14 protein-coding genes are annotated in these 22391 nt (G+C 55.0%); 10 read left to right on the top strand and 4 right to left on the bottom strand.

Annotated features, from left to right (window positions below):
• Positions 1-126: 126 nt before the first annotated feature.
• Positions 127-1176: an FIST signal transduction protein gene (locus tag VFO10_RS05875; RefSeq protein ID WP_325138018.1), complete on the top strand. Its 1050-nt coding sequence runs from the start codon at positions 127-129 to the stop codon at positions 1174-1176.
• Between the two features lie 16 nt (positions 1177-1192).
• On the top strand, positions 1193-2962 hold the full coding sequence (locus tag VFO10_RS05870; RefSeq protein WP_325138016.1) for an ATP-binding protein: 1770 nt from the start codon (positions 1193-1195) through the stop codon (positions 2960-2962).
• Between the two features lie 48 nt (positions 2963-3010).
• Here VFO10_RS05870 and VFO10_RS05865 read toward each other — a convergent pair whose 3' ends face one another.
• The 3 genes from VFO10_RS05865 to VFO10_RS05855 form a co-directional block, all read right to left on the bottom strand.
• Positions 3011-3547: a fasciclin domain-containing protein gene (locus VFO10_RS05865; RefSeq protein WP_325138014.1), complete on the bottom strand. Its 537-nt coding sequence runs from the start codon at positions 3545-3547 to the stop codon at positions 3011-3013.
• Between the two features lie 154 nt (positions 3548-3701).
• Complete coding sequence (locus tag VFO10_RS05860; RefSeq protein ID WP_325138012.1) at positions 3702-7763, bottom strand: DNA topoisomerase 3; 4062 nt, start codon at positions 7761-7763, stop codon at positions 3702-3704.
• A 54-nt stretch (positions 7764-7817) separates the two neighbouring features.
• Positions 7818-8414: a bifunctional adenosylcobinamide kinase/adenosylcobinamide-phosphate guanylyltransferase gene (locus VFO10_RS05855; RefSeq protein ID WP_325138010.1), complete on the bottom strand. Its 597-nt coding sequence runs from the start codon at positions 8412-8414 to the stop codon at positions 7818-7820.
• 134 nt (positions 8415-8548) lie between these two features.
• Here VFO10_RS05855 and tyrS point away from each other — a divergent pair, with 134 nt between their 5' ends.
• The 8 genes from tyrS (at position 8549) to VFO10_RS05815 (ending at position 21178) form a co-directional block, all read left to right on the top strand.
• Complete coding sequence (gene tyrS, locus VFO10_RS05850) at positions 8549-9790, top strand: tyrosine--tRNA ligase (protein ID WP_325138008.1); 1242 nt, start codon at positions 8549-8551, stop codon at positions 9788-9790.
• Between the two features lie 115 nt (positions 9791-9905).
• The gene (locus VFO10_RS05845; RefSeq protein WP_325138007.1) at positions 9906-10460 is read left to right on the top strand and encodes an SH3 domain-containing protein; all 555 of its coding nucleotides are present in this window, start codon (positions 9906-9908) and stop codon (positions 10458-10460) included.
• 114 nt (positions 10461-10574) lie between these two features.
• On the top strand, positions 10575-15044 hold the full coding sequence (locus VFO10_RS05840; RefSeq protein WP_325138005.1) for a Kelch repeat-containing protein: 4470 nt from the start codon (positions 10575-10577) through the stop codon (positions 15042-15044).
• Positions 15045-15190: 146 nt separating this feature from the next.
• Positions 15191-16225, top strand: a complete 1035-nt coding sequence (locus tag VFO10_RS05835) for a M48 family metalloprotease (RefSeq protein WP_325138003.1) — start codon at positions 15191-15193, stop codon at positions 16223-16225.
• A gap of 3 nt (positions 16226-16228) precedes the next feature.
• On the top strand, positions 16229-17470 hold the full coding sequence (locus VFO10_RS05830) for a hypothetical protein (RefSeq protein ID WP_325138001.1): 1242 nt from the start codon (positions 16229-16231) through the stop codon (positions 17468-17470).
• Between the two features lie 10 nt (positions 17471-17480).
• Entirely contained in the window at positions 17481-17957 is a 477-nt protein-coding gene (gene greA / locus VFO10_RS05825) for a transcription elongation factor GreA (protein WP_325137999.1), read from the top strand.
• 237 nt (positions 17958-18194) lie between these two features.
• Positions 18195-19043, top strand: coding sequence for a DUF2167 domain-containing protein (locus tag VFO10_RS05820; protein ID WP_325137997.1), 849 nt, complete (start codon positions 18195-18197; stop codon positions 19041-19043).
• A gap of 233 nt (positions 19044-19276) precedes the next feature.
• Positions 19277-21178, top strand: a complete 1902-nt coding sequence (locus VFO10_RS05815) for a 7TM diverse intracellular signaling domain-containing protein (protein ID WP_325137995.1) — start codon at positions 19277-19279, stop codon at positions 21176-21178.
• Here the strand turns inward: VFO10_RS05815 and VFO10_RS05810 are convergent.
• Positions 21175-22365: a PQQ-dependent sugar dehydrogenase gene (locus tag VFO10_RS05810; RefSeq protein WP_325137993.1), complete on the bottom strand. Its 1191-nt coding sequence runs from the start codon at positions 22363-22365 to the stop codon at positions 21175-21177. The two genes, VFO10_RS05815 and VFO10_RS05810, sit on opposite strands and share 4 nt — an antisense overlap.
• Positions 22366-22391 lie beyond the last annotated feature (26 nt).

The raw sequence follows: 22391 nt of genomic DNA, 5'->3' as shown, positions 1-22391 counted from the left end.
GGAACGGAACGTACGTTTCTTGGTCAAATTTTTTGCGCGGAGACAGGAATGAAAGTCCAGACCGTAAATTATGCAGATGGCCGGTGGAGTCACGCTCTACCCAGGGATATGGACTCTGAGAACACCATGGTTCTTCTCTTTGGGAACCCGGTGGTGGCCGTGAATGAAGTCATCAAAAACTTTCCCAAGTCCCATATCATTGGCTGCTCGACAGCCGGGGAAATTCATGATGCCAATCAGTATCTCAATACGCTGACTGTGACTGTGTGCCGGCTGGAACGAACGAATATGAAAGTGGCGCGCATTCCCTACAAGGATTACGACCAGTCCTTCGCCTGCGGTGAGCAGCTGTATCAGGCCTTGGATAGGGAAGGCTTCTGCGGAGCTTTGGTCTTTGGCAATGGTTTTATGAACGGTGACCAGTTTTCGCGCGGCATCAACAAGGCCAACCAGAAAAAGGTGGTGATCGCCGGAGGTCTGGCTGGAGATCCTTTGATCAAGGATACCTGGATCATTGATCGTGACGGTATCCATCGTGATGCTGTGATCGGCCTCGGCTTTTATGGTGCCGGCGTGGAGCTTATGGTCAGTTCCCATGCGGGTGTCACCCCGATCGGCGTGGAAAGGACTGTGACCAAATCGGTGCGCAATACCCTCTATGAAGTGGACGGCAAGCCCGCCCTCAGCTTCTATGAGGAATTTCTGGGCGAAAAAATCCTCCGCATCGACCAGCTCGCGATTCAATATCCCATCGCCGTCAGCAAGGACTATCGTATCAAGGATGATGAGCTGATTCGGACGCCTTTTGGAATCAACCAGGAAGAGAAGTCGATCACCTACACGGGCGAAGTACCGGAAGGTTCCAAAATCCGCCTGATGATGGCCGCGACCGATAACCTGATTGATGGTTCCGAGAAGGCAGCGCAGCAGATCTTTCAGCGTCATGCCAAAGGCGATAATACGCAGTATCTTCTGATCCCCGTCAGCTGCCTGACACGCAAACTCGTGATGGGCGAATTCGTGGATGACGAGATTGAATCCATCCGCGATCAATTCAAATCGCAAAAATACGTGGTCAATGGATTCTATGCGTTCGGAGAGATCGCCACCGATGCATCAGGGATTTGCTCTCTGCATAATCAAACCATGAATCTGATCATGCTTTACGAGAAGTAAAGCCGAGGCTTGGCATATGGAAAAGGAACTTTCTTCGATACTGTTAAGGCAACTGAAACGCTGCAAGATTGAGCTGGACGGTTCGCCCATCCCGGCGGAAGCCTTCCGGGAATTTTTAGGGCGGGTGGATACGAGCTATGATGACTTCAAGGAGCGCGAAAGTCGTTATGAACAGGTCTGTCGGCAGTCTTCGGATGAAATAGCCACCTATATCAGCAAGCTGAAGCAGGCGGAGGCTTTGAACCGTCAGCAGCAGCTCGATATCCTGAATATGCTGCGTTATATCAGGCAGGGTATTTTCACGATCACGGACGGCCGGCGGATTCATCCCGAATATTCCGTGTACACGACCGAACTGCTCGAACGGTCGGATATCGCGGGATGTGATGTGAAGGAGGTTCTTTTACAAAAGGCTGCGATCGACGCGGATTCTTTGGAACAGATTCTGTCAGTTTTGGACTTTTCCATCGGCGCGGAGGAAATTGGCTTTTCCGCGAACCAACACATTCTTCCGCGCCAGTTGATTCTGAACTTTTCCCATTCCCGCGAAAAAACCGTGGAGATCGACTGGACTCCCATTTTCAATGACGCCAGCGTCGTCGAAAAGATTCTGGTGAGCCTGCGTGATGTTTCCGAACTCAGGATGCTGGAAAAAGTGAACCTTAATCAGCAGAGGGAGCTTGAGATCCTGAGTCAGCTCGTCAGCACCAGCAGCGATCGCTTCCAGCAGTTTCATCGCAACTCTGTAACGGCTTTGGATCACTGCCGCGACCTTTTGGAAAGGGAGGGGCATCTGATCACGATCGCCAGCCTGCAGGACCTCTATCGCGAATTGCATACGATCAAGGGCAACGCAAGGATGTTTGGGTTCCGTGGCATCACGAATCTCGTGCATGACGCCGAGGAGCATTACAAGGTTTCGGTCCATGTCATACATGAATCCTGGAACACCAGCGATCGTCTGCGCGATCTGGCCGCGATTCGCGAGGAGCTGGACTCTTATGCAGCGATGGCCGCCAAAGCCTTTGGTTATAATGAAAAACCCGAGCAGATGCAGCGGCATCACTTTGTTGAAAAGACCCTCGATCTTCTGCGTTCCTATCAGGACGGCGCTGTCCCAGCCGCAGAGGCCCTGACCGAGATCGCTGCGAATATCCGGATTTTTGAATACTCCCCCCTTAACCTTATCCTGGAAAGCGTGGTGAGTGGTTCCGCGCCTCTGGCTCAGGAACTTGGGAAGCTGCCGCCCCAGATCAACGTTCCGCAGAATGCGCTGGGCTTCCATCGCAAGACCCATGCGGCTTTGGAAAGTATTTTCAATCATCTGATTCGAAACTCTTTGGACCATGGCCTGGAGCCTGAGCAGGAACGTCTTCATGCCGGCAAGCCGGCGCGCGGCTCCATCCATATTCACCTGACCCGTAGCCATCATGGTGTCTCGATCCATCTGCAGGATGATGGGCGTGGTCTGAATTTGAATCGTATTCAGGATAAGGCGCAAAGCCTTGGGATACTGACTTCGACGGCAAGCATGAGTACCGAGGATCTTGCGCAGCTGATTTTTGAACCTGGATTGAGCACCAGAGCCCAGGAGAATCAGGTTTCAGGTCGCGGCATGGGACTTTCCGCGGTTCGAAGTCTGGCCAGGGATCTGGGCGGGACGATACGCCTGGAACTGCAGCAAAAGGATAAAGCGGTCCCGGCCTTGAGTTTCGTCATCGACCTGCCGGCCGATGTCGTGACCGAGCTGAGTGATCACGCGATCCCGCTTCAGAAGGCCTCATGATATCGGGCGGAGCGCAGCCCCGGTCGCAGAGATCGGGGCTTTTCCATTTTACTGGCGCTGCTCGGGCATGAGTACGGTGTCGATGATATGGATAATGCCGTTGGCGGCTTTGATATCCATGACCACAACCAGGGCGTCATTGATTCGAAGCAGATTGTCTTCAAAGGTAATCCGCAGAGGGCGGCCATTGGCAGCCTGGGCTTCGGTCAATTGAGTGGCGGCGGTAAAGTCGACAGCTGCATTGGGGACGACGTGATAGAGCAGGATATTGCTCAGTTTTTCCTTGTCGGCCAGCAGAGCTTCGATGGTTTCCGCTCCGAGCTTATCGAAGGCTTCATTGGTGGGCGCAAAGACCGTGAAAGGACCTTCGCCTTGAAGCGTGCTGACAAGGTCGGCCGCTTTCAAAGCTTTGACCAGCGTGGTCAGGCGTGTATCTTCCATGGCGATGGAAACGATATCTGAAGATCCTTGATCAGGACCTTTTGGTGGCATGGAACGGCTGTGTTCCATAGTCGCGGATTGAGCAAAGTTCATCCAAAAGCCAAGACCAAAGGCCAAAAGTACTTTCACAAGCTTCATGTCCATAACCCTTTCCAGAAAATGGTGAAGAAAGATCTGTTCGGTTATCAGCCGAACGCTGGAAAAAGGGCAATATCGGTTTGAATTATGAGCAATTTTTTTTGCGCGCGAAGTCCTGTCGACAGACCGTCTGCCCTGGTAATTTTAAGCGTTGCCGCAATCATACAGAGCGTGTGATGAGATGCAGAAGAGAGTCTCCGTAGAGTTCGAGTTTGGCTTCGCCAATGCCATGAACTTCAAGAAGACGCGAGCGATCGCAAGGTTTCTGCACGGCCAGATCTTCGAGACTGCGGTCGCTCAGAATCCGATAGGCCGGGACCTTGCGCTTTTTCGATTCCGTCTTACGCCAGACCTTGAGCGTTTCGAGGAGGACACGATCGACGTCACGAGCCTCGGGGCTCTCCTCGCGCGAAGATCGGCTGCTTGCGCCCTGGCGGCGTCGGGGTGATGCTGGAGCGCGGGAGCTTTTTCCTGCGCTGCGATCGAGTCTTACGGTGGTACGCTTCAATTCCTCCCAGACGATGCGATCAGCCGGTTGATTCAAAGCTACTGTTTTGTATTCGATCGTTTCCCCATCCTTGACGAAGCTGGCCGATTCCAGGGTCATAAAGCCGGCTTCCGCCAGAACCTGAAGAAGGTCCTCATAATCACGACGGTGCAGATCCATAGTCTGGGCATAATCGCGATAGAGTTTACCCGTGGAAACTGGTTTGGATTCACGGGAAAGCTGCAGGACCAGTTTTTTCATGATCCCGATTTCCTGGGCTGTCCAATGGCGGACGGCTTTGGACTGACTGCTTTGGGGCGAGCAGATATCGCAGATGCCGCAGGGCGTTCCGCGCGCATCCGGATCACCGAAATGCGCCAGAAGACCGAGCATGCGGCATTGCTGCATTTCATTCACATAGCGAATCGTTTCCATCAGCTGTTTATGCCGATGGGCCTTTTGTTCTTCGTAGGCCTTTTCCCAACCTTGCTTTCCTGTTGTGGTAATCAGGCCGGTGCTGTCCTCGTCCAGGGCTTCGACCATGAACAGGCGCTCCAGACGCTGCTCCAGGTCATCATCACGGACCTGGGTGGCAAGGTCCATGCGCAGAATCCCACCGCGTGGAATCCTGGCTTGGATGCTCTGGAGGTCTTTCAGCTCGGGATAATTGAGCTTATGAAAATATTCATGAGTCTTGACGTCAGCATAGGAGAAGAAGAGCACGGCTCGCGAATCGAGACCATCACGTCCGGCGCGACCGATTTCCTGATAGTAGCCTTCGATGGAACTTGGAACAGCCATGTGTACGACCGTTCTGACGTTGGCCTTGTCGATACCCATGCCAAAGGCAATGGTGGCGACGATAACTTCGAGTTGGTTTTCCAGAAAGTCCGTCTGTACCTTCTGACGACTCCGGGGATCCATGCCTGCATGATAAGCGGCAGCCCGGAATTTACGGCCCAGGAGCAGAGCCAGAGCCTCGGCGTCCTTGCGGGTCGGAGTATAGACGATCGCAGGCAGGGCCCCGGATTTCAAAAGGCCCATGGCCGCCATCGGTCGATCCTTGCGACTGAGTTCGATATGTTCGATCGCGATATTGGTGCGGCGGAATCCGTGCACATGCAATGCGGGATTTTTCAGCGAAAGATTGTCGATGATATCCCTTTGCACGCGGCTGGTCGCTGTTGCCGTCATGGCCACGGTCACAGTGGGCTGCAGCGGCGTGAGGCGTTCGGCCAGACGCCGATAGTCATAGCGGAAGTCATGACCCCATTGTGAGATGCAGTGGGCTTCATCAATCGCGATCAGAGTCGGTTTATGCTTGGCCAGGAAGGGAACGAAGCCGGTCACGCCGAGTCTTTCTGGTGCGATGAAGAGGAATTCCAATTCGCCGTCCGCATACTGCTGACAGATTTTTTGCGACTGCGGCCTTGTTTTCCCGGAGTGAATCGCATCTGCCCGCAGGCCGATGCTTTGGAGGCGCTGCACCTGATCATCCATGAGGGCGATCAAAGGACTGATGACCAAGGTTGGTCCACCCAAGGCCAGACCTGGCAGTTGGTAGCATAAAGATTTACCCGCACCTGTGGGCATGACCAGCAGCACATCACGGCCAGCCACAAGATCCATACAGGTGGCTTCCTGATGATTGCGAAATTCGGGAAAGCCAAAGCGTTCTTTCAGAATGCGTCGCAGGTTCTCGCGCGTGGGGGCGACAGGCCCCCGCGTGACGACGCTGCGGGCTTGCGGAGCAGGCGATGAAACGGCATCGACCGCGGCCTGTGCGGTCGCTCCCGCTCGCGGCCGCGCACCGACCTTCACGCTTTCGACCGCAGCAGCGCTCGTGGCACCGGCCCGTGGGCGTGGAGCCGCAGGTTTTTTATCCAGACAGGCCCGCGTCATGTCCCGCACAAAATCCATGATTTCGTGCGTAAACTCCTCAAGCGTCCCCTGACCCCTTCGCATTTGACTTAACTTCAGTTCCCAATGTCCGGTCAGCTCCGGACTTTTGATCTCGTCGCTGACCAGTTCGATCAGGTTCAGTCCCTTTTCCGTCACGCGGAAGGCTTTCTTATCCCGCTCGATATACTGCCGCTTGATCAGAGTCTCTATCATACCCGACCGCGTCGCCGGAGTTCCGAGTCCGTGCTCGCGCATCACCGCCGACATTTCCTTATCATCCAGATTCGCTCCCGCGGTTTCCATCGCTGTCAGGAGCGAGGCATCCGTATGCCGGGGCGGGGGAACGGTCTTGCGCAGATCGGACTGCAGTTTCTGCAAATCCTGCTGACGGTCCACAGCCAAAGCGGGAGGCAATTCCTTTTCCCCGCTGTGGGTCCGGCCAAAATCCAAAACCTTCCAGCCTGCATCGACGACCTTGCGACCCCGGGTGAAAAAACCTTCATCCGCCGGTCCATTCGCAGCGGAAACGATCACATCGGTTTGCCTTGTGACAAAGTCATCCATATAAGCCGTCAGAAGACGCCGGCAGATCATATCGAATAATTTTTCATGATCGCCAGTCAGCCTTGCCGATCTTTGTCCAGTGGGAAGGATCGCATGGTGGTCGCTGACCTGCGCGGCATCCACAAAACGTTTTCCCAAAGGGCGCCACACAAAATTTGCAGGCAGCTCGTCCGCATACCGGGGCCTGAGGGTCTCGACTATCTCCGGTAATTTATTCTGAAGATCTTCGGTGATAAAGCGGCTGTCCGTCCGCGGATAGGTGATGAGCTTATACTTCTCATAAAGATCCTGCGCCAGGTCCAAAGTCCTTTGCGCACTGTAGCCAAAGATTCGGTTCGCATGCCGTTGCAGTTCGGTCAAATCATAGAACTGCGGCGGCGGCATCCGGTTGGCTTTTTCCTTGAGGCTCGTCACCACATAGGTCTGTGCCTGGAGCCTCGTCAAAAGCGAAGGCAGCTCAGGATCATCCGGCTTGAAGCGTTTGGCCACGGGCGCCGTCTTCCGTTCACCCGCCGCAAAAAATTCCGTGGAATAGGGAAAGGACCCGTCCTGCGAAAATTCCGCCTGCAGAACCGCATAGTCCTCGACCACGAAATTCAAAATAGCCTTCTCGCGCTCGACGAGCATGGCCAGGGTCGGCGTCTGCACCCGACCAATCGAATAATGTTCGCCACTCACCAGCGACCAGGCGCGGGATAGATTCATCCCCACAAGCCAGTCCGCACGACTGCGAGCCTTGGCAGAATCAGCCAGGCTATCAAACTCCCGCGACGGCTTCAGCTGAGCGAGTCCCTGCCGAATGGCCTCGGGCGTCAGCGACGAAATCCAAAGCCGCTCCACAGGCTTACGGCACCTGGCCTTGTCATAGATATAACGAAAGATAAGCTCACCCTCGCGCCCGGCATCCGTTGCGCAGATAATTTTCTGCGTGCGCGCATCATTCATGAGCATATCGAGCACTGCAAACTGATCGGCAGTGTCCGGCATGATTTCAAGCGGCCAGCTTTCGGGAAGCATCGGCAGATCAGCGAGTCGCCAGGACTTCCAAGCGGGATTCATCTGATGCGGCTCGGCGAGTCCAACAAGATGCCCGTAAGCCCAGGCCACCTTATAGTCGGGGCCTTCAATAAAGCCTTTGCCCTGGCGCGTGAGTCCCAGGACCTGCGCGATGTCGCGAGCCACAGAAGGTTTTTCAGTTATAATGACAGTGGTCAATCCGTTCACCGTAAAAAAAAATGCCTGACCCTCTCTTGTTAACAGGCTCTTCATGCCATCGTCTAATGACATTTACCGGGGTCCGGACATTTTCTTCCTGGGTGCGCCTCATTGAGGCAGATTCGGCCATTCGCCTTTGATCAGCATCGGGATGCCAGCGCTCACCAGCAGCACGGCCGCTGCGTGTTCGGCCAGGCGGCAGTTGATGCGGCTCACCAGCTGCCGGAAGAGGCGGGCCACGGGTTTTGGTGGGGTGATGCCCGCGCCGACTTCACTGGACACGAGCACGATGCGGGTCAGATGCCTCGTCTCTTCCACCGCGGCGCAGAAATTGAAAACCTCGCGCTCGCAAAGAGGCTGCAGCTGCTCCAGTGAATATTTTTGAGCATGAGTCAGCACAAGGTTCGCGACCCATTGATTGATCGAATCCACCAGGATCTGCTCATACTCAGGGGCATGCGAACGCAGATGCCCGGCCAGGTCCAAGGGACCATCATGATGCACCCAATGCTCCGGCCTTTGCCGCCGCAGTTCTTCAACCCGAAGAGCGATCAAACCTTCGGACAAATCCGCGGTCCCGATCACGAGCGTTTTACGCGCCGGATCCAGGGTTTTATGCGCCAGTTCCGATTTTCCCGTATAGGCTGCGCCCAAAACCAGGACAGGTGTAGGCAAGGCCGGGTACTGCAGGGGATCAGGTCGCATAGGGGCCTCCATGTCTGAATAAGTAATTTTAACATAGAAAAGGAACCGCTTCGTCCTCCCGGACGCAGGTCGGCCTTGTCTGTTCCCACGCTGATTGATAAATGTAGGGGCTCATCCAACAGGGAGACTTGGACATGGGCTTTTTGGAAACAATGCAGGAACGGGGAATGCTGGCGCAGGTAACCCACGAGGACGAGCTGCGGGCTCATCTGGCCAGTGGCGTGCGCACGGCTTATGCCGGCTTTGATCCAACAGCTGATAGCTTGCATGTCGGTCACCTGCTTCCGGTTCTGGGTCTACGCCGTTGGCAGCAGGCCGGTCATCGCGTCATTGTTTTGCTGGGCGGAGCCACGGCTCTGATCGGCGACCCGACCGGCAAGACCGATATGCGGCAGATGGTGGATCCGGAGACGATCAATGCGCGCGCGGAACATTTTAAAAAGCAGCTCGCGCCCTTCATTGATTTCAAAGATCCCAAAAAAGGCATCGTGACGAATAACGCCGACTGGCTTTCGAAGCTCCAGTACCTGCCCCTTCTGCGGGAATTCGGTGTGCATTTTTCCGTTAACCGGATGCTGACCGCGGAATCCGTGCGCCTCCGTTTGGAAAAGGGTCTCTCCTTCCTTGAATTCAATTACATGATTCTGCAGAGCTACGATTTCTACCACCTCAATAAGCATGAAGACTGCACGGTGCAGCTGGGTGGTGATGATCAGTGGAGCAACATGCTCGGCGGCATGGAGCTTGTGCGGAGGAAGGAACAAAAGCAGGCGTTCTGCGTGACGATGCCCCTTCTGGTCACGGCGGAAGGCAAAAAAATGGGGAAAACGGAAAAAGGCGCGGTGTGGATCGATCCGAACCTTACGCCACCCTTCGAGTTGTTCCAGTACTTCCGCAATATTGATGACAGCATGGTCGAGCAGTGCCTCTTCTATTTCAGCGATCTGCCCGTGGCTGAAGTCAAGCGCCTCGGCGCCCTCCGTGGTCGTGAAATCAACGACGCCAAGATCGTGCTGGCCTATGAGGCCACCAAACTCATTCACGGTGAAGAGGAAGCCAACAAATCCAAAACCATGGCGGCTGGACTTTTTGCAGGCGGAGCCGGTGGCAAGCCGGAAGCTCCAGAGGCTTTGGTGAACGCAAAGGATCTGCCGGCCGCGGATGAAGTCAGCGTCGTGGACATTTTGGTTCTGGCGGGTATTTTTACCAGTAAGAGTGAAGCTCGACGCCTGATCGAAGGCGGAGGCCTGACCCTGGATAATGACAAGGTCACCAGCACGAGCGCGACCCTGGCCGTGGCCCGTCTGAAAACCGAGGATGGGGTCCTGGTTCGCAAAGGTAAAAAATCCTATCACACCTTAAAGCTCGCCAAATAGTTGGATAAGGCCATGGATTTTTGAAGAAAATCCATGGCCATGCGAATCCGCTCATCTCCCTCCCGCGCCGGCCGAAGCTATATACTAGAGGAAAAGGTCTGCGGGAGGAGTTCTCATGAAATTATGCCCTCGAGTCACAATTCAGAATGCACTTGTCTTAGCCGGACTGCTGACGGTCCATTCCGGGCTTTGGGCAGCTCCCGTTGCAGCGAAAAAGGATGGTGTGCCCGTTACGGCAGAAGCCAAAAAAGATGCGGCTGTCCTTGTCGAACTGAAAAAGGGCGAGGTCCTGGAAGCCGGAGATCGTGAAGGCATGTTCTGGAAAGTCAAAACCAAAGACGGCAAAGCCGGCTTTGTTTCCGTCATGCTCGTGCAAAGACAGGCCGGTGAGGATTCAAACCTGGCGTCCGCCCTGCGTGATGAAGCCTTGAAAGCGAGGCAGAATAATGATGGCAGCGACTCCACCCGAGCGCGTTCCGCGGTCATGGGTGTGAGGGGTCTGGATGAGTCCAAGGACACGGCGATGGCCGGTAACATCCGTCCTGATCTGCGTGCGGTTTATCGTATGGAAGATCGCGTGGTGGCCAATGCCCGCGTGGATCGACTGGAGCATCTCGTTCTGAAAGAGATTGAAAATACTAACAGTAAACAAGCCGACGCCGCGGATTAGTAAGAGTCTGATCACAACTGTAAGATTCGAGGAAGGCGCTGAAAAGCGCCTTTTCTTATATTCTGCTAAATCCTTCCGATAGTCTGCTTGTATAGCAGAGCGGAGGGGAATGCCATGCATGCTCAGGTCGTAATGATCCTCATCAGTTTAAGCCTCGGCGGCTGTTTCTATATGCCGGTTGTGTCCAAGGGAAAAGTTTCCACCCTGGATGAAGCCCCGCGGCTGGCGGCCACGGTATCATCGACCGCAGGCAAGGCGATCTCGTCCTATGACCCTTCGGCAAAGGTGGCCACGACCATCCCAGCGCCCTCGGGAGCGCTCGCGGGTTCCTCGGTGACGCTGCCTGCCGGAGCCCTGGCCATCGCCGCCGACCTGGTTGTCGAGGAAGCGGTCCCCTTATCCCAAACATCCGTCGCGGGCTCACTCGCGATCAGCTCGGACATCACGATCAAACCCGTGGGCTCGGGACTCATCATCCGCCCGACCGAGAATGTGGACCTTACCAAACCCTTGACCATTGCCATGCCTATCAATCCGACAGCGGGACTGGCACTGAATAACGGCAAATACTACACAGTTTTTTATAAATACTTTGTGAATGGAGAATTGAAAGCGGGCGCCATTGCCAGCAGCGACCTCCGCTTTTCGGAAGCAGGTTCGGTCCTCTTCGAAGGCTACTTCGGGGCCTACTGGCTTGCTGAGGTCAGTGCTCCGATCGCGGAAAAACTGGAAGTCACCACAGCGGAACCGATCGTGAATAAGGACAACGTCGCTGTCGTAACCCATACGGGCGTCGTGACGGAAACGGAAGTTCTGAGCAAGGCCAGCATTCCCGTCGTGAAATGGCTGAATGTCTCCCTTTCCATGGATTCGGCGCAACGAACGGTCAAAGCCGCCGCCAGCATTGAAAGCGGCCGCAGTCTGAATGCCTGCCAGGTGGATCTTTTTGAAAAAATCGAGGCCACAGGCGGACTCAATATCGAGGCTGGCTCGTCCTTATCCGTCAGCTATAAAATTGCCAAAGTCGAAGCCCACACTCTCTATGCCCGCTTTCGCTGCATGGATGATCAGGCTCGGCAAACCATTTCCCCTTGGAGCAGTGCGGTCAGCGTCCCCGGTGCGGCAGCACCTGTTGCCCAGCCGGCGTCCAATTTCTGCGGTGCAGGCGCTCCAGAATTACGACTGACGACCACGACCTATACGGCGGCAGGCACTTACGCCACGAAGGCTTTCACTGCAGCCGGTAACTGCGTTTATACGGTGGATATGGATGCCATCTGGGGCGGAGGCTTTGGGATCGCAACAGCTGATGGCAAGACCCGCTGCTTTGCGAATCAAGGATCCTTCGTAGGTGAGCAAACGGTCAGCTGCATGGCGTCCACGGATACCAGCCCCAATCTGTGGCTGCCGCAGGGGAATTATACGATCCAGCTCGACTTTTCGGCGAGCGCCAGCAATCCGAAAATGACGATCGGCCTTCAGAGCTGCAACATCGGGGATCTTTATCTCCTGACGACCAGCGATTACTACAACTGGCCGACCCCTGCCACCACCAACCGCATGAACCATCTGGGCGGTTGCCAGTATGCAGTTGAAGCCAACAAAGTCATCGAGGGAACTCAGTATATCCGCATCCAGAATCTTAATGGCAGCTACAGCTGCGGTGATGGCTCGACCTTGGATCCGCACAATCAAAAGACCATAAGCTGCGGTTCGACGCCGGGCTATTACACCCTGTCCGCTTATGGATCCTTTGTCGTGGGGCATAAGTATCTTCTGAACCTCGGCAACAATCTCGATATGAATGGACAGCCGACCGCCACCCCCTACCTTTGGGCTCAGGAAGTGGATAAGTGCCAGGAAAACCGTTATATCCTTGGACCCACCAGTGCAGGCAACAACCGCCAGCCCGGCGTGAATAGCTTCATGAAAAACGGTAGCTGCATGTTTGAATATTCATTCATACAAAGCGGCGCCAGTTTCTCGCCGTTCTTTATCGGGATAGGCGAGGGTGCCGACAAATGCGGTGTTGCCCCAGCGACAGGCGCATCGAGTTCCGTTTATCTCGATTGTTCGACCAGCGCCGTGGGCATCGACTTCCAGTCCTCCGTCAGCGCGAACAATGCCTACCGCATCACCATTCAGTCGGATATCTATACGGGTCGGCCCAATTACGTGAACATCAACCCGATCGCGAATGTGTGTATGGATCCACTTTACGCCGTGAAGAATGCCACCACAGGCTTCCGCCCGAGTCTTCAGGAATCCCTGACGGAAATCAGTGAGTGCATCTATCAGTATGAATGGACACCGACGGCCGCCAGCCGTTCGTTGAGCTTTGTCAACGGGAACAACCCCGGCTACCGCTGCGGAAAATTCCCTGGGCGCATGGATCCCGTGGTGAATGGACCCGCAGTGGATGGGTCCTGCTACAACAATTATGATCTGGCCGTGGATTATCCTTTCACGCCGATCGGCGTCGTGGATGGTCAGCGTTATAAGATCAACCTCGATTTCCGCCTGGGAATGGACCGACCCAGGATCAATATCGCCAGTCATACGATGGCCGCCTGTCCGGAGCTTTACGTCACGGGCTTCGGTGGGCTTCCGAACTATCCTCATAGCTCGAATAAGATGACGCAAACGGGCGATTGCAATTACAGCTTCCATTTCAAAACGCCCCCGACCACACCCGCTTATAACTTCCGTGTGACGGATGCCTCGGGCAACCTGCAGTGCGGTCGTATGAATTATAATCCCAGCACATCAGGTTCCACGCAGACCGTGTCGATGTCCTGCGGCGTGTCGCCTGCTACCGATTTCTCTATAGGCCTGGGCACGGACGCGCACTATCAGGTGAATGTTCATTACGAAAGCGGCGGTGAATCCAACCTTTCCATAGTCAACATGTGGCGACCCTGCTATTCGATGCTCGATGGCCCATCGGGTGTTGAGCAGAATGCAGGCTATACTCGCAATACGACCACAGTCGGACAGTGTGTGGAAGAAATGCTTTGGGTGCCGACCAGCACAACCAATGCCTTCGTCCTGCGCTCCGATTATTATGGAAACGCGCACTACTGTGGTCTTCAGGCGGGCAGCCCGCAGCCGAACCTCGCCGGAGGTGAAGCCAATGCCCTGTGCTCGATATTCAACGTCACGAGTTCGCATAATGTTTCACTGGCCAATGGCATCACACCCGGATCGAAGTATCTGGTCCGACTCGATCGGGGTGAGACGCCCTATGATCCTGCGAAAATTTCCATAAGTCCTGTGGGCAATGTGTATGCCCCGACCCAGGCGGCCTGGATCCAAGGTTCTTCCGCATACAATAGTAACAATACGCCGGCCTATCCGGGCGCCCGTCGCGGGGCAGCGGTTTGGGTGCCTGAAGCATCCTCCTTTCGCTATATGTTCGGTGGCCTTGGCTACGCTGATAACGCCGCCCAGAGCAACCTCGCGGATCTTTGGCGCTTCGATACCGCAAACCAAACATGGACTCTTGAGCCCGATGGCACCTATGGAAACCCTTTAGGCTTCGTGTCCACGTGGGGAACACCTCATCCTCTCAACAGGCCCGGCGGTCGCGACTCCGCTCTCGCGATCTTTGACCCCACGGGGGCGGGAAAACTCTGGCTTTTCGGTGGATCGGGCGTCTCGACCTCAGGCGGTCCTGGCTATATGAATGATCTTTGGACCTATGACCTGGGCACCAACGAATGGACGCTTGTGAGCGGTGACCCTACGATCATTGACCAGAACGGTGTGATGAATGCCTTCAACGTGCCCGCGACCACCAACCGACCCGGTGCCCGTGTGGCTTCGAGCGGCTGGTTTCACGCCGGAAAACTTTATGTCTTCGGCGGCTATGGTTATCCCGATAGCAGCTCGCCCTTTGCCGGTGCCCGGGGTCATCTGAATGATCTTTGGGTCTTTGATACAGCCGCCAAAACCTGGGCCATGATCAACGGCAGCAATTTGCATGACAATCCCGGTGACGCGACCATGCCTTCCGCTCGCCGCTGGACGATGCAGTGGAAAGCACCCAATGGCCTAGTCTGGCTCTTCGGTGGTCATGGGGCAGCAAGCAATGGCGTTGGCTATCTGAATGACATGTGGTCCTATAATTCAGCCACCAATACCTGGACTCGCTTTGGCGGTCCGGATTTTATCAACGGAACCATGGTCAGTGGGATGCGTTCGGTCAGCTCCAACATAATCTGGCCCGCCTCGCGCTTTGCAGCCACGACGTGGACCAGCTCTGACGGCAAGCTCTATATGTTCGGCGGTGATGGACGCACGACGAACTGGGGGAACTCCGGCTATCTGAGTGACATCTGGAACTTTGATCCGCTCACCGGACAGTGGACCTGGCTCGCGGGTTTAACACAGAATTCCAATGGTGTGGAAAGCCCATGGGCATCCCTGCCCGGCGGCTATGTTCCACAGGGCACGTTCAGCAGCCTCACTCCCGGCTCCAGGTCCAACGCCATGTCCTGGCCGGATAGCAGCGGCAATGTCTATATCTTCGGCGGAGTGAGTAATTACGGGTATTTCAACGACCTTTGGTATCTTGACTTCTAAATACCATTTCTTCCAAGGGATCAGCGGCATGCCCGCTCTTCCCTTCCCCCACTGCCTTTCACGTCTTCCCTCAGGTACAATATAGACTGAACAACCTTGCTTCGATCAAGCGGGCGGGCTTGTCCTCTATTCCCAGGAGAATGGCGATGAACAGTTCAAAGCGGCGATTGGCGCGCGATGTCCTGGCTTTCGGACTCTTCCTGACCACGTTGGGTTCCTGCTCGTGGGGCAGTCAACCTAAAGCTGAGCAGGCGGAAACGCAGCCGGATGCCGAGCAGCAGAAGAAATTGGATGAAGCGCGAGCCGAGCTGGAAATCGGTCGAAACATGGCGGGCCGCCTTTTGAAGTTCTATGGCGCCTATCCTGACGAAAAGCTCGTGCGCTATGTGAACGAGGTAGGGAACTTCGTGGCCAAATACAGCGATTTCCCTGATCGCCGTTACATGTTCGAAGTCTATAACAGTGAAACGGTGAATGCCTTCGCCTGTCCCGGCGGCTATATCCTCGTTTCGCTCGGGGCCATAAAAAACGCCTCGAATGAAGCGGAACTCGCCCATGTGCTGGGTCATGAGGTGGCTCATGTCGGGCATAAGCACATGTATAATGCCCTGAATAAGATGACCAAGGAAGAGTTGGATAAGAACGCTGCCGCCGGATCCCAGGCCACCGAAGTGCCCGAGGAAACCAAGGCGCGCATGCGCCCCGAACCCGAGCAATCCGAGCTGGGGTCCACCCTGGCCAAATATCTTTCGGGCAGCGCTGCGGGTTTGAATATTCTGCAGGCGGCCAAGGCCGGTATGTCGGTGATCATGGAAAAAGGCCTGGGCGCTGAACTGGAATTTGCCGCGGATCAGGAAGGCACGCGCTATGCGGTCGGTGCCGGCTATTATCCGAAGGCTCTCATCAACTTCCTTTGCCGCATGGAAGTCAGCCGCGGCAAGCCCAAGGATTACTGCCTGAAGGAAACCGTGGCCAAGACCGAACCCACGACGGTTTTGGATAAGACGCATCCGGCTGTTCCTTTGCGCGTGAGCAACATCAAAAGCGTGCTGGTGTCGATGAAGGCGGATGAAATCATCGGAGCCAAAGGCAAAAAGCGCTTTATGGTGATGAAGGAAAGAACCCTGAAAGGGGCGGCGAAAAAAGCTCAAGTCGATAACGAAACAGATGGAAAGGAATAAGCCATGCGTAAGTCCTGGAGTTTGATTGTCATCGGCTGCGGCTTTTTAGGAACTCAGGCGAAGGCGGATCAGTTTCACTACCATAACCTTGTGGTGGGTGAGCGGGCCATGGGTCTCGGCGGCGCGTTTTCCGCCATCTCCGACGATGCCTCGGGCGTGATCTATAATCCGGCCGGACTCGGCTTTGCCCTGAGCAGCGATATCTCGGGTTCAGCCAACGCCATCTATTCGAAGAAAACCGTCTATAAAAAGACCATAGCCAATGATGACTTCACCGAAGAGAGCAGCGGTACGCTCTCGCCCTTCTTCGGCGGCCTACAGAAACTCGATAGCACGATGCAGGGGCTTGCTGTGGCCTTTGCCATGTATTCTTTGGATTCCGAGCTGAAGGATCAGGACGACATCATCGAAAACATCGGCACGCTGCAGCGCTTTCACCGGACCTCGAACATCCGTTCGAACTCTACGGGCTATGGCGTGGCCGCAGCCAAACGCATGAGCGGAAACTTTTCCCTGGGTGTCGCGCTCAGCTGGATCGTGATCGATGAACTCGTGCAGGAATATCAGGACGTGCAGTACACGACCGGAGGATTTCTGGCGCAAAATATTCGCACCCATCTGAAAGCCTCCGGATTGGACTCTGCAATCGGGGCCCAGTATGCTGTTGGGACCCTGTCCTTCGGTCTGACGATGCGTCTGCGTAACCTTATCACGGAAAATTATGAGGTCGGGGGGGACGTCAGCACCAACATCGCAAGCGGTAACACGCCCGGTGATACGGTCCGCGCCAATACCAACGATAAAAGCAAAGAACCGCTCCAGGAATTGCCGACAGAAGTTCGGGCAGGCGTTGCGTGGTTTCCCTCAGCTGTCTTTCTATGGTCCTTTGACGTAATCCATAATACGGCCGCCGAGGGTGACAATTTCAAACGGGAGGCGGTTACCAACTTTGCAACAGGGACTGAATATTATATAACTCCCTCAATACCCGTGAGGGCCGGCATCTTTACCAACTATGATACCAGGCCTGAAGTCGAAAGTGAGAAAGTGAATCAACCGGATCACATCGACTACATGGGCTATTCTTTGTTCTTCGGCTGGGTACAGCCAAACAGTCAGGTGGCAGGTGGCTTGGTTGTCCAGGACGGCGAGGGCAAAGCCCAGAAGATTGGCAGGTCCACCAACATCCAGACTGTGGAGTCCCGGTCGTATACGTTTGCCTTATCGGCAACTCACAGTTTTTAGAGGTGGCAAAATGGCTACAGAAACCGTCCCCTTCACGCCCCAAGGTTACAAGGAGCTGAAGGCGGAGTTGGACACCTTGAAGTCCGTCGAGAGACCCAAGGTGATTCAAGAGATTGCTGATGCGCGGGCGCATGGTGATTTGAAAGAAAATGCTGAATATCACGCAGCACGTGAGAAGCAGAGCTTCATCGAAGGTCGCATCACCATGCTGGACGATCAGATTGCACGCGCGAATATTATCGACTTCAGTGGCGATCAGCCTGATCAGGTGAAGTTTGGTGCGTATGTGACGATCACGGATGAAGACAGCGGTGAAGAGAAAACCTTCCGCATCGTTGGCGATCTGGAAGCGGACATTACCCGCAATAAACTGTCGATTGGTTCGCCTCTCTCCAAGGCTCTGATGGGTCGCCGCCCTGGTGATACCGTTGAAGTCACTGTCCCAAAAGGCACCAAAGAGTACTCCATCGTTCGCATCTCCTACTAATTCCTGATCGGCTTGATGAAGGCTTCTATCGAGGACACGTGCATGGCATGTGTCCTCGATGGCTTTTACGAAAACTCACGCGGCTGTTTGAAGAGCCGGCGTTTTTCGCCTCAGGGTGCCCATCACCCTGAGGCTGTCCAGGTTCTTGACAGCCTCGCGCAAGTCATTTCAAGGTCTTGGGCCCTGGCACAGCTTCTGTATAAGAGTTCTTACCTGTAGCTGTTGAGGGATGCTCTCATGATGATTTTGCGTCGGCTCTTTTTGGTCTGGGTGGCTCTTTGCTGTCAGTTTCCATCGCATGTGGCTTTGGGCGCCTCGCTCTATCGCCTTGACGATGAATACTTCTCCATGCGTCTTGATCCCAATCTTCGATTCATAGATGCGGAAGAAACAGTCCGTATCATGATCAAGGACTGGGGCAATCCCGCGGCGCATGTCATGGAACAAAATCCCCTCGGTATGATCGTCGCGCAGAACTTTCCTCAGGATTCACGCTGGGGCATCGTGATCACGGCGTCGCATGATGGACATGTGCCCGACAAGGACGCGCCGCGGATGGACGAGGATAATCTTCTGCAGATTCTGCGGAAGGAATATCTGCGCATGAATAAGCAGAGAAAAGCCGCGGGCGCTGCGCCGGTCACGAGCCTCGATTGGGCTCTGGAGCCCCAGTATAACGCCGCGGATCATCATATCACCTGGGCCAAAGAACTTGGCTTCGGCAAAGGCGGTTCCCGCACTCTGAATTATGCCGTGCGCATACTCGGTCGCGAAAACGCGATTCATCTGAATGCTGTTGGCCCCATGGATCAGCTGGACAGCATCACGCGGTCCATGCAGTCCGTCATAGCGGGTGCTGCCTTCGATGATGGCTATCGCTACGAGGATTTCAATCCTCTCTATCATCGGACAGCGAATTACGGGATCCAGGGCCTGGTGGCCGGTCAACCGCAGATGCGCGTCACACGTATTCAAAATCTTTGGCAGAACCTTGTCGGTTCATCCAATCTTATGATCGCGGGCCTCTTTGGATTTGCGATTATGCTGGGCCGTTGGCTCACCCGTCGCCGCCTGCCTGAATTCTGAGATTCTCCCCTTGCGCCCATGCGGCTGGATCTTCCCTCGGCGCGCTGAATGCGATGGGCCCGCTGGGCCCAGGACAGGGAAAGCTGCCTGAACACGGGCAGAACCCACTAATTTTCATGATCTGCTGCTCACGAATCAGGGAAGCACCAAGGCCTCAGGAAAATATTCCTGAAAAAATATCGTCATTATGCCGATTCCTGAAGGGGCAATTATGGAAACTTCTGGGCAAAACCATGCATATTCTCTCGCTCCTATTTTTGGCATTTCTTTGGCTTCTTTCGGCCGCCAGCCCGGGCCAGTCCCTGAGTGAAGTGGAGATTTTTGCCGAACATCCCGCAGCCACGGAGCAGGGGATGACTCTGGATCAGGTTCGGAGTCAAAGGTTTGAACCCAAAGCCAAGGATCTTTTGAACTTTGATTACACCAGCTCCATCTATTGGCTCCGTTTCAACGTGTCGCAGGGCTCAGGAAATTCAGAGACGCTGGTCCTTGAGATTCCCACCTCCTGGCTTGATCGGGTGACTCTCTATGGTCCAGGAACAGAAGAAACTTTGGGAGATACCCTGCCGAGCCCGCAGCCCAAGGCCTTTCGTTATCCCACTTTTTTTCTGAAGGTCCCGCCAGGTCAGACCATTCCCTATTATCTGCGCGTAAAGGGTGAAGACGCTCTGGTGCTGCCGCTGAACCTGACGACCGTGCCTGCGTTCTATGAAAACGCTCTTGCCCGCGCTTATGGTTTGGGGGCCTATGCGGGTCTGATTCTGGTTCTGACGCTCTATAATTTTATCGTCTATGTGTCCCTGCGCGATCGCAACTATCTATTCTATGTCCTCTATATCCTGGCCATGGGCGTGATGCAGGCCCTTTATGAAGGGTTTGGAACGCAGTATCTCTGGCATCAGAACACCTGGCTCGCCAACCGTATGCTGGCCTTCGGAACCTATCTGCCTATGTTTTTCGCGCTGCTTTTCACGCTGGGTTTCTTGGAAGTGAAGCAGCGCAGCCGACGCATGACGCGTCTTCTTCAGACGGTCTTCGTCGTCCTTTTGATGCTGAGCATGACAGCTTTTTTAAGCCATGATTACAGCAGCGCTATCCAGATGGCGTCGCTGACCTCATTTCTGTTCCCGATCCTTCTGATCGCGATCGGCGTGATGATGCTGCGTAAATCCTCGCGAGCCGCGCGCTTTTATCTATTGGCCTGGATTCCCCTTTTGGGATCGGTGCTGGTCTATGTCCTGGCCCTCAGGGGTGTTTTGCCCGCGAATGCCCTGACCACGAACGCCATCTATTATGGATCGGCCTTGGAATCCATCCTTCTTTCCCTGGCCCTGGCGGACCGCATGAAGACTTTGATTCGGAAGCAATCGCAGCTGACCGCTCAACTGGATGCCGCGGAATGCGTGCAAAAGTCCCTGATCTTTGACAAGGCGGATATTCCGGGCCTCACCTACTCAAGCTACTACAGGTCCGCGGATATCACCGGCGGCGACTGGTATGGCCTCTTCGATGATCCAAAAAACAAGCGTTCCTATATCCTGATCGGCGATGTCACGGGTCATGGCATTCCCTCGGCCCTTGTCACCGGGGCGGTCGCCGGTGCAGCTGAAGTTGCCGTGCATATGATCGCGGATCAGTCGCGACCTCTCCTGGATTCCCTGCATGCCATTGCCGAGGAATTGAATCGTGTTGTTTTGAAAACCGGCCAGGCGGCGGGTGAGATGATGACCATGGCCTTGATCGTCATCGATCGCGAAAGCCTGCAGGCAGCCTACGTGAACTGTGGTCACACGCATATCTGTGTCGCGTCGAAAGGCAAGGTGAAGGCCCGGCTGGAACCGGGCTCGCTCCTTGGATCCAAAGACTTGATCACCTTGGGCAAGGAATTCAGGATGGAAGAGGGCGATGTCCTTTTCATCTTTACCGATGGCCTTTTGGAGAATCACGCGTTCCGCAAAAAGCCCATCCGCTGGAAAAGCATTGCCCAAATCCTGGCTCAGCAGTCCGAACCGCAGGTGATCACGCAGAACATCAGCGAGCTCGTTCAAAAAACCACAGCAGGCGAGAGCCTTCAGGATGACTGTACCTTCCTGGCGATTCGGATTCAGGACGCTCGGAAAAATCGCGCATCCTAGCGCGCGGCTTTCAGGCGGAAAAGTCCCTGATTGCCGGCATCACTCGTAAAATAAAGCGCTCCGTCAGGTCCAAAGGCGAGCCCCACAGGCCGCGCCCAGCGATTTCCGGTCCTTTCATCCTGAAAACCATGGATGAGGTTTTCCGTGGCCGAGGCTGCGGCATTGGCTCCCAGTCGAATGGAAACGATGCGAGGTTCACGACGTCCGGCCGCATCACCGATGGCGGATCCACTGGGCGGCGTCCCCCAGGATCCATGCACGGCAACAAAGGCCTGACCCGCGAAGCGTCCATTGAAATCCTTTGCTTTGGGAAAGGCCACAGCCATCGGCGCACTGCGCGCGGGCAGAAACGCGGCCGGACTCTTCACCTCACTGATGGGACGCGGTGGATTGCTGCTGATACAACTGTCACGGGTGATTTTGCCGCGAACAGTTTGAAACCAGGGCATTCCGAAGAAATCACCGTCTTCCACGGCCACAAAAACTTCCTTGGGTTCATCAAAGCCCTGGTGATCCGGCCCGTTGTTGCTGGCATAAAGGATCCCGGAAGCGGGATCCCAATCCAGGCCGATGGGATTGCGCAGACCGCTTGCGAATGGTTTGAGGACGGGCTTGGCTCCGCTTTCATCAAGGACCATGATTCCACCGCGGCGGCGATTGAATGGATAGTCGGGGCTGAGATATTCATCCGAGCAGTTGCCGGTGATGCCGTAGGCTACATACACGCGATTATCGGGACCGACCGCTACAGTGCGACTGTTATGCCCGCCACCTCCCGGCAAGGCCTCGACCAGAGTGAAATCATTTTTGGTATAGAAGCGGCCGGCTTGATAGAGCGCGCGATAAAGTCCATTGGTTTCTGCGAGCCATATTTCTTCGCCAGCCTCAGTCTGCCTAAAAGCCACGCTGTGCGGATAGCCTCCGAAACGGATCGCCTCTTCCGCTTTTTGATAGGGTGCTTTCAGGCGATAGACGATGCCGGACTTGGATCCGACCAGGAGATCACCATTCTGAGCAAAGGCCATGAAACGTGGCCCTTGCATCTCGGTGTTCAAAGATTCTATGCTGGTACCGTCAGGAATATTCACTGCAAACGTTTTGCCCTTGATATTCAAGGTGGCCGCAGAGGCTGTGAGAGGAAACAGGAACAAACCACTCAGGATCAGGCGTGATAAGGCGTGTTTCATTGGGGACTCCTCTTGATTCGCATTCG

Source organism: Oligoflexus sp. (genome assembly GCF_035712445.1).
Taxonomy (GTDB): domain Bacteria; phylum Bdellovibrionota_B; class Oligoflexia; order Oligoflexales; family Oligoflexaceae; genus Oligoflexus.
The sequence above is the reverse complement of the archived record's forward strand: the minus strand, read 5'-3'. Positions and strand labels throughout refer to the sequence as shown.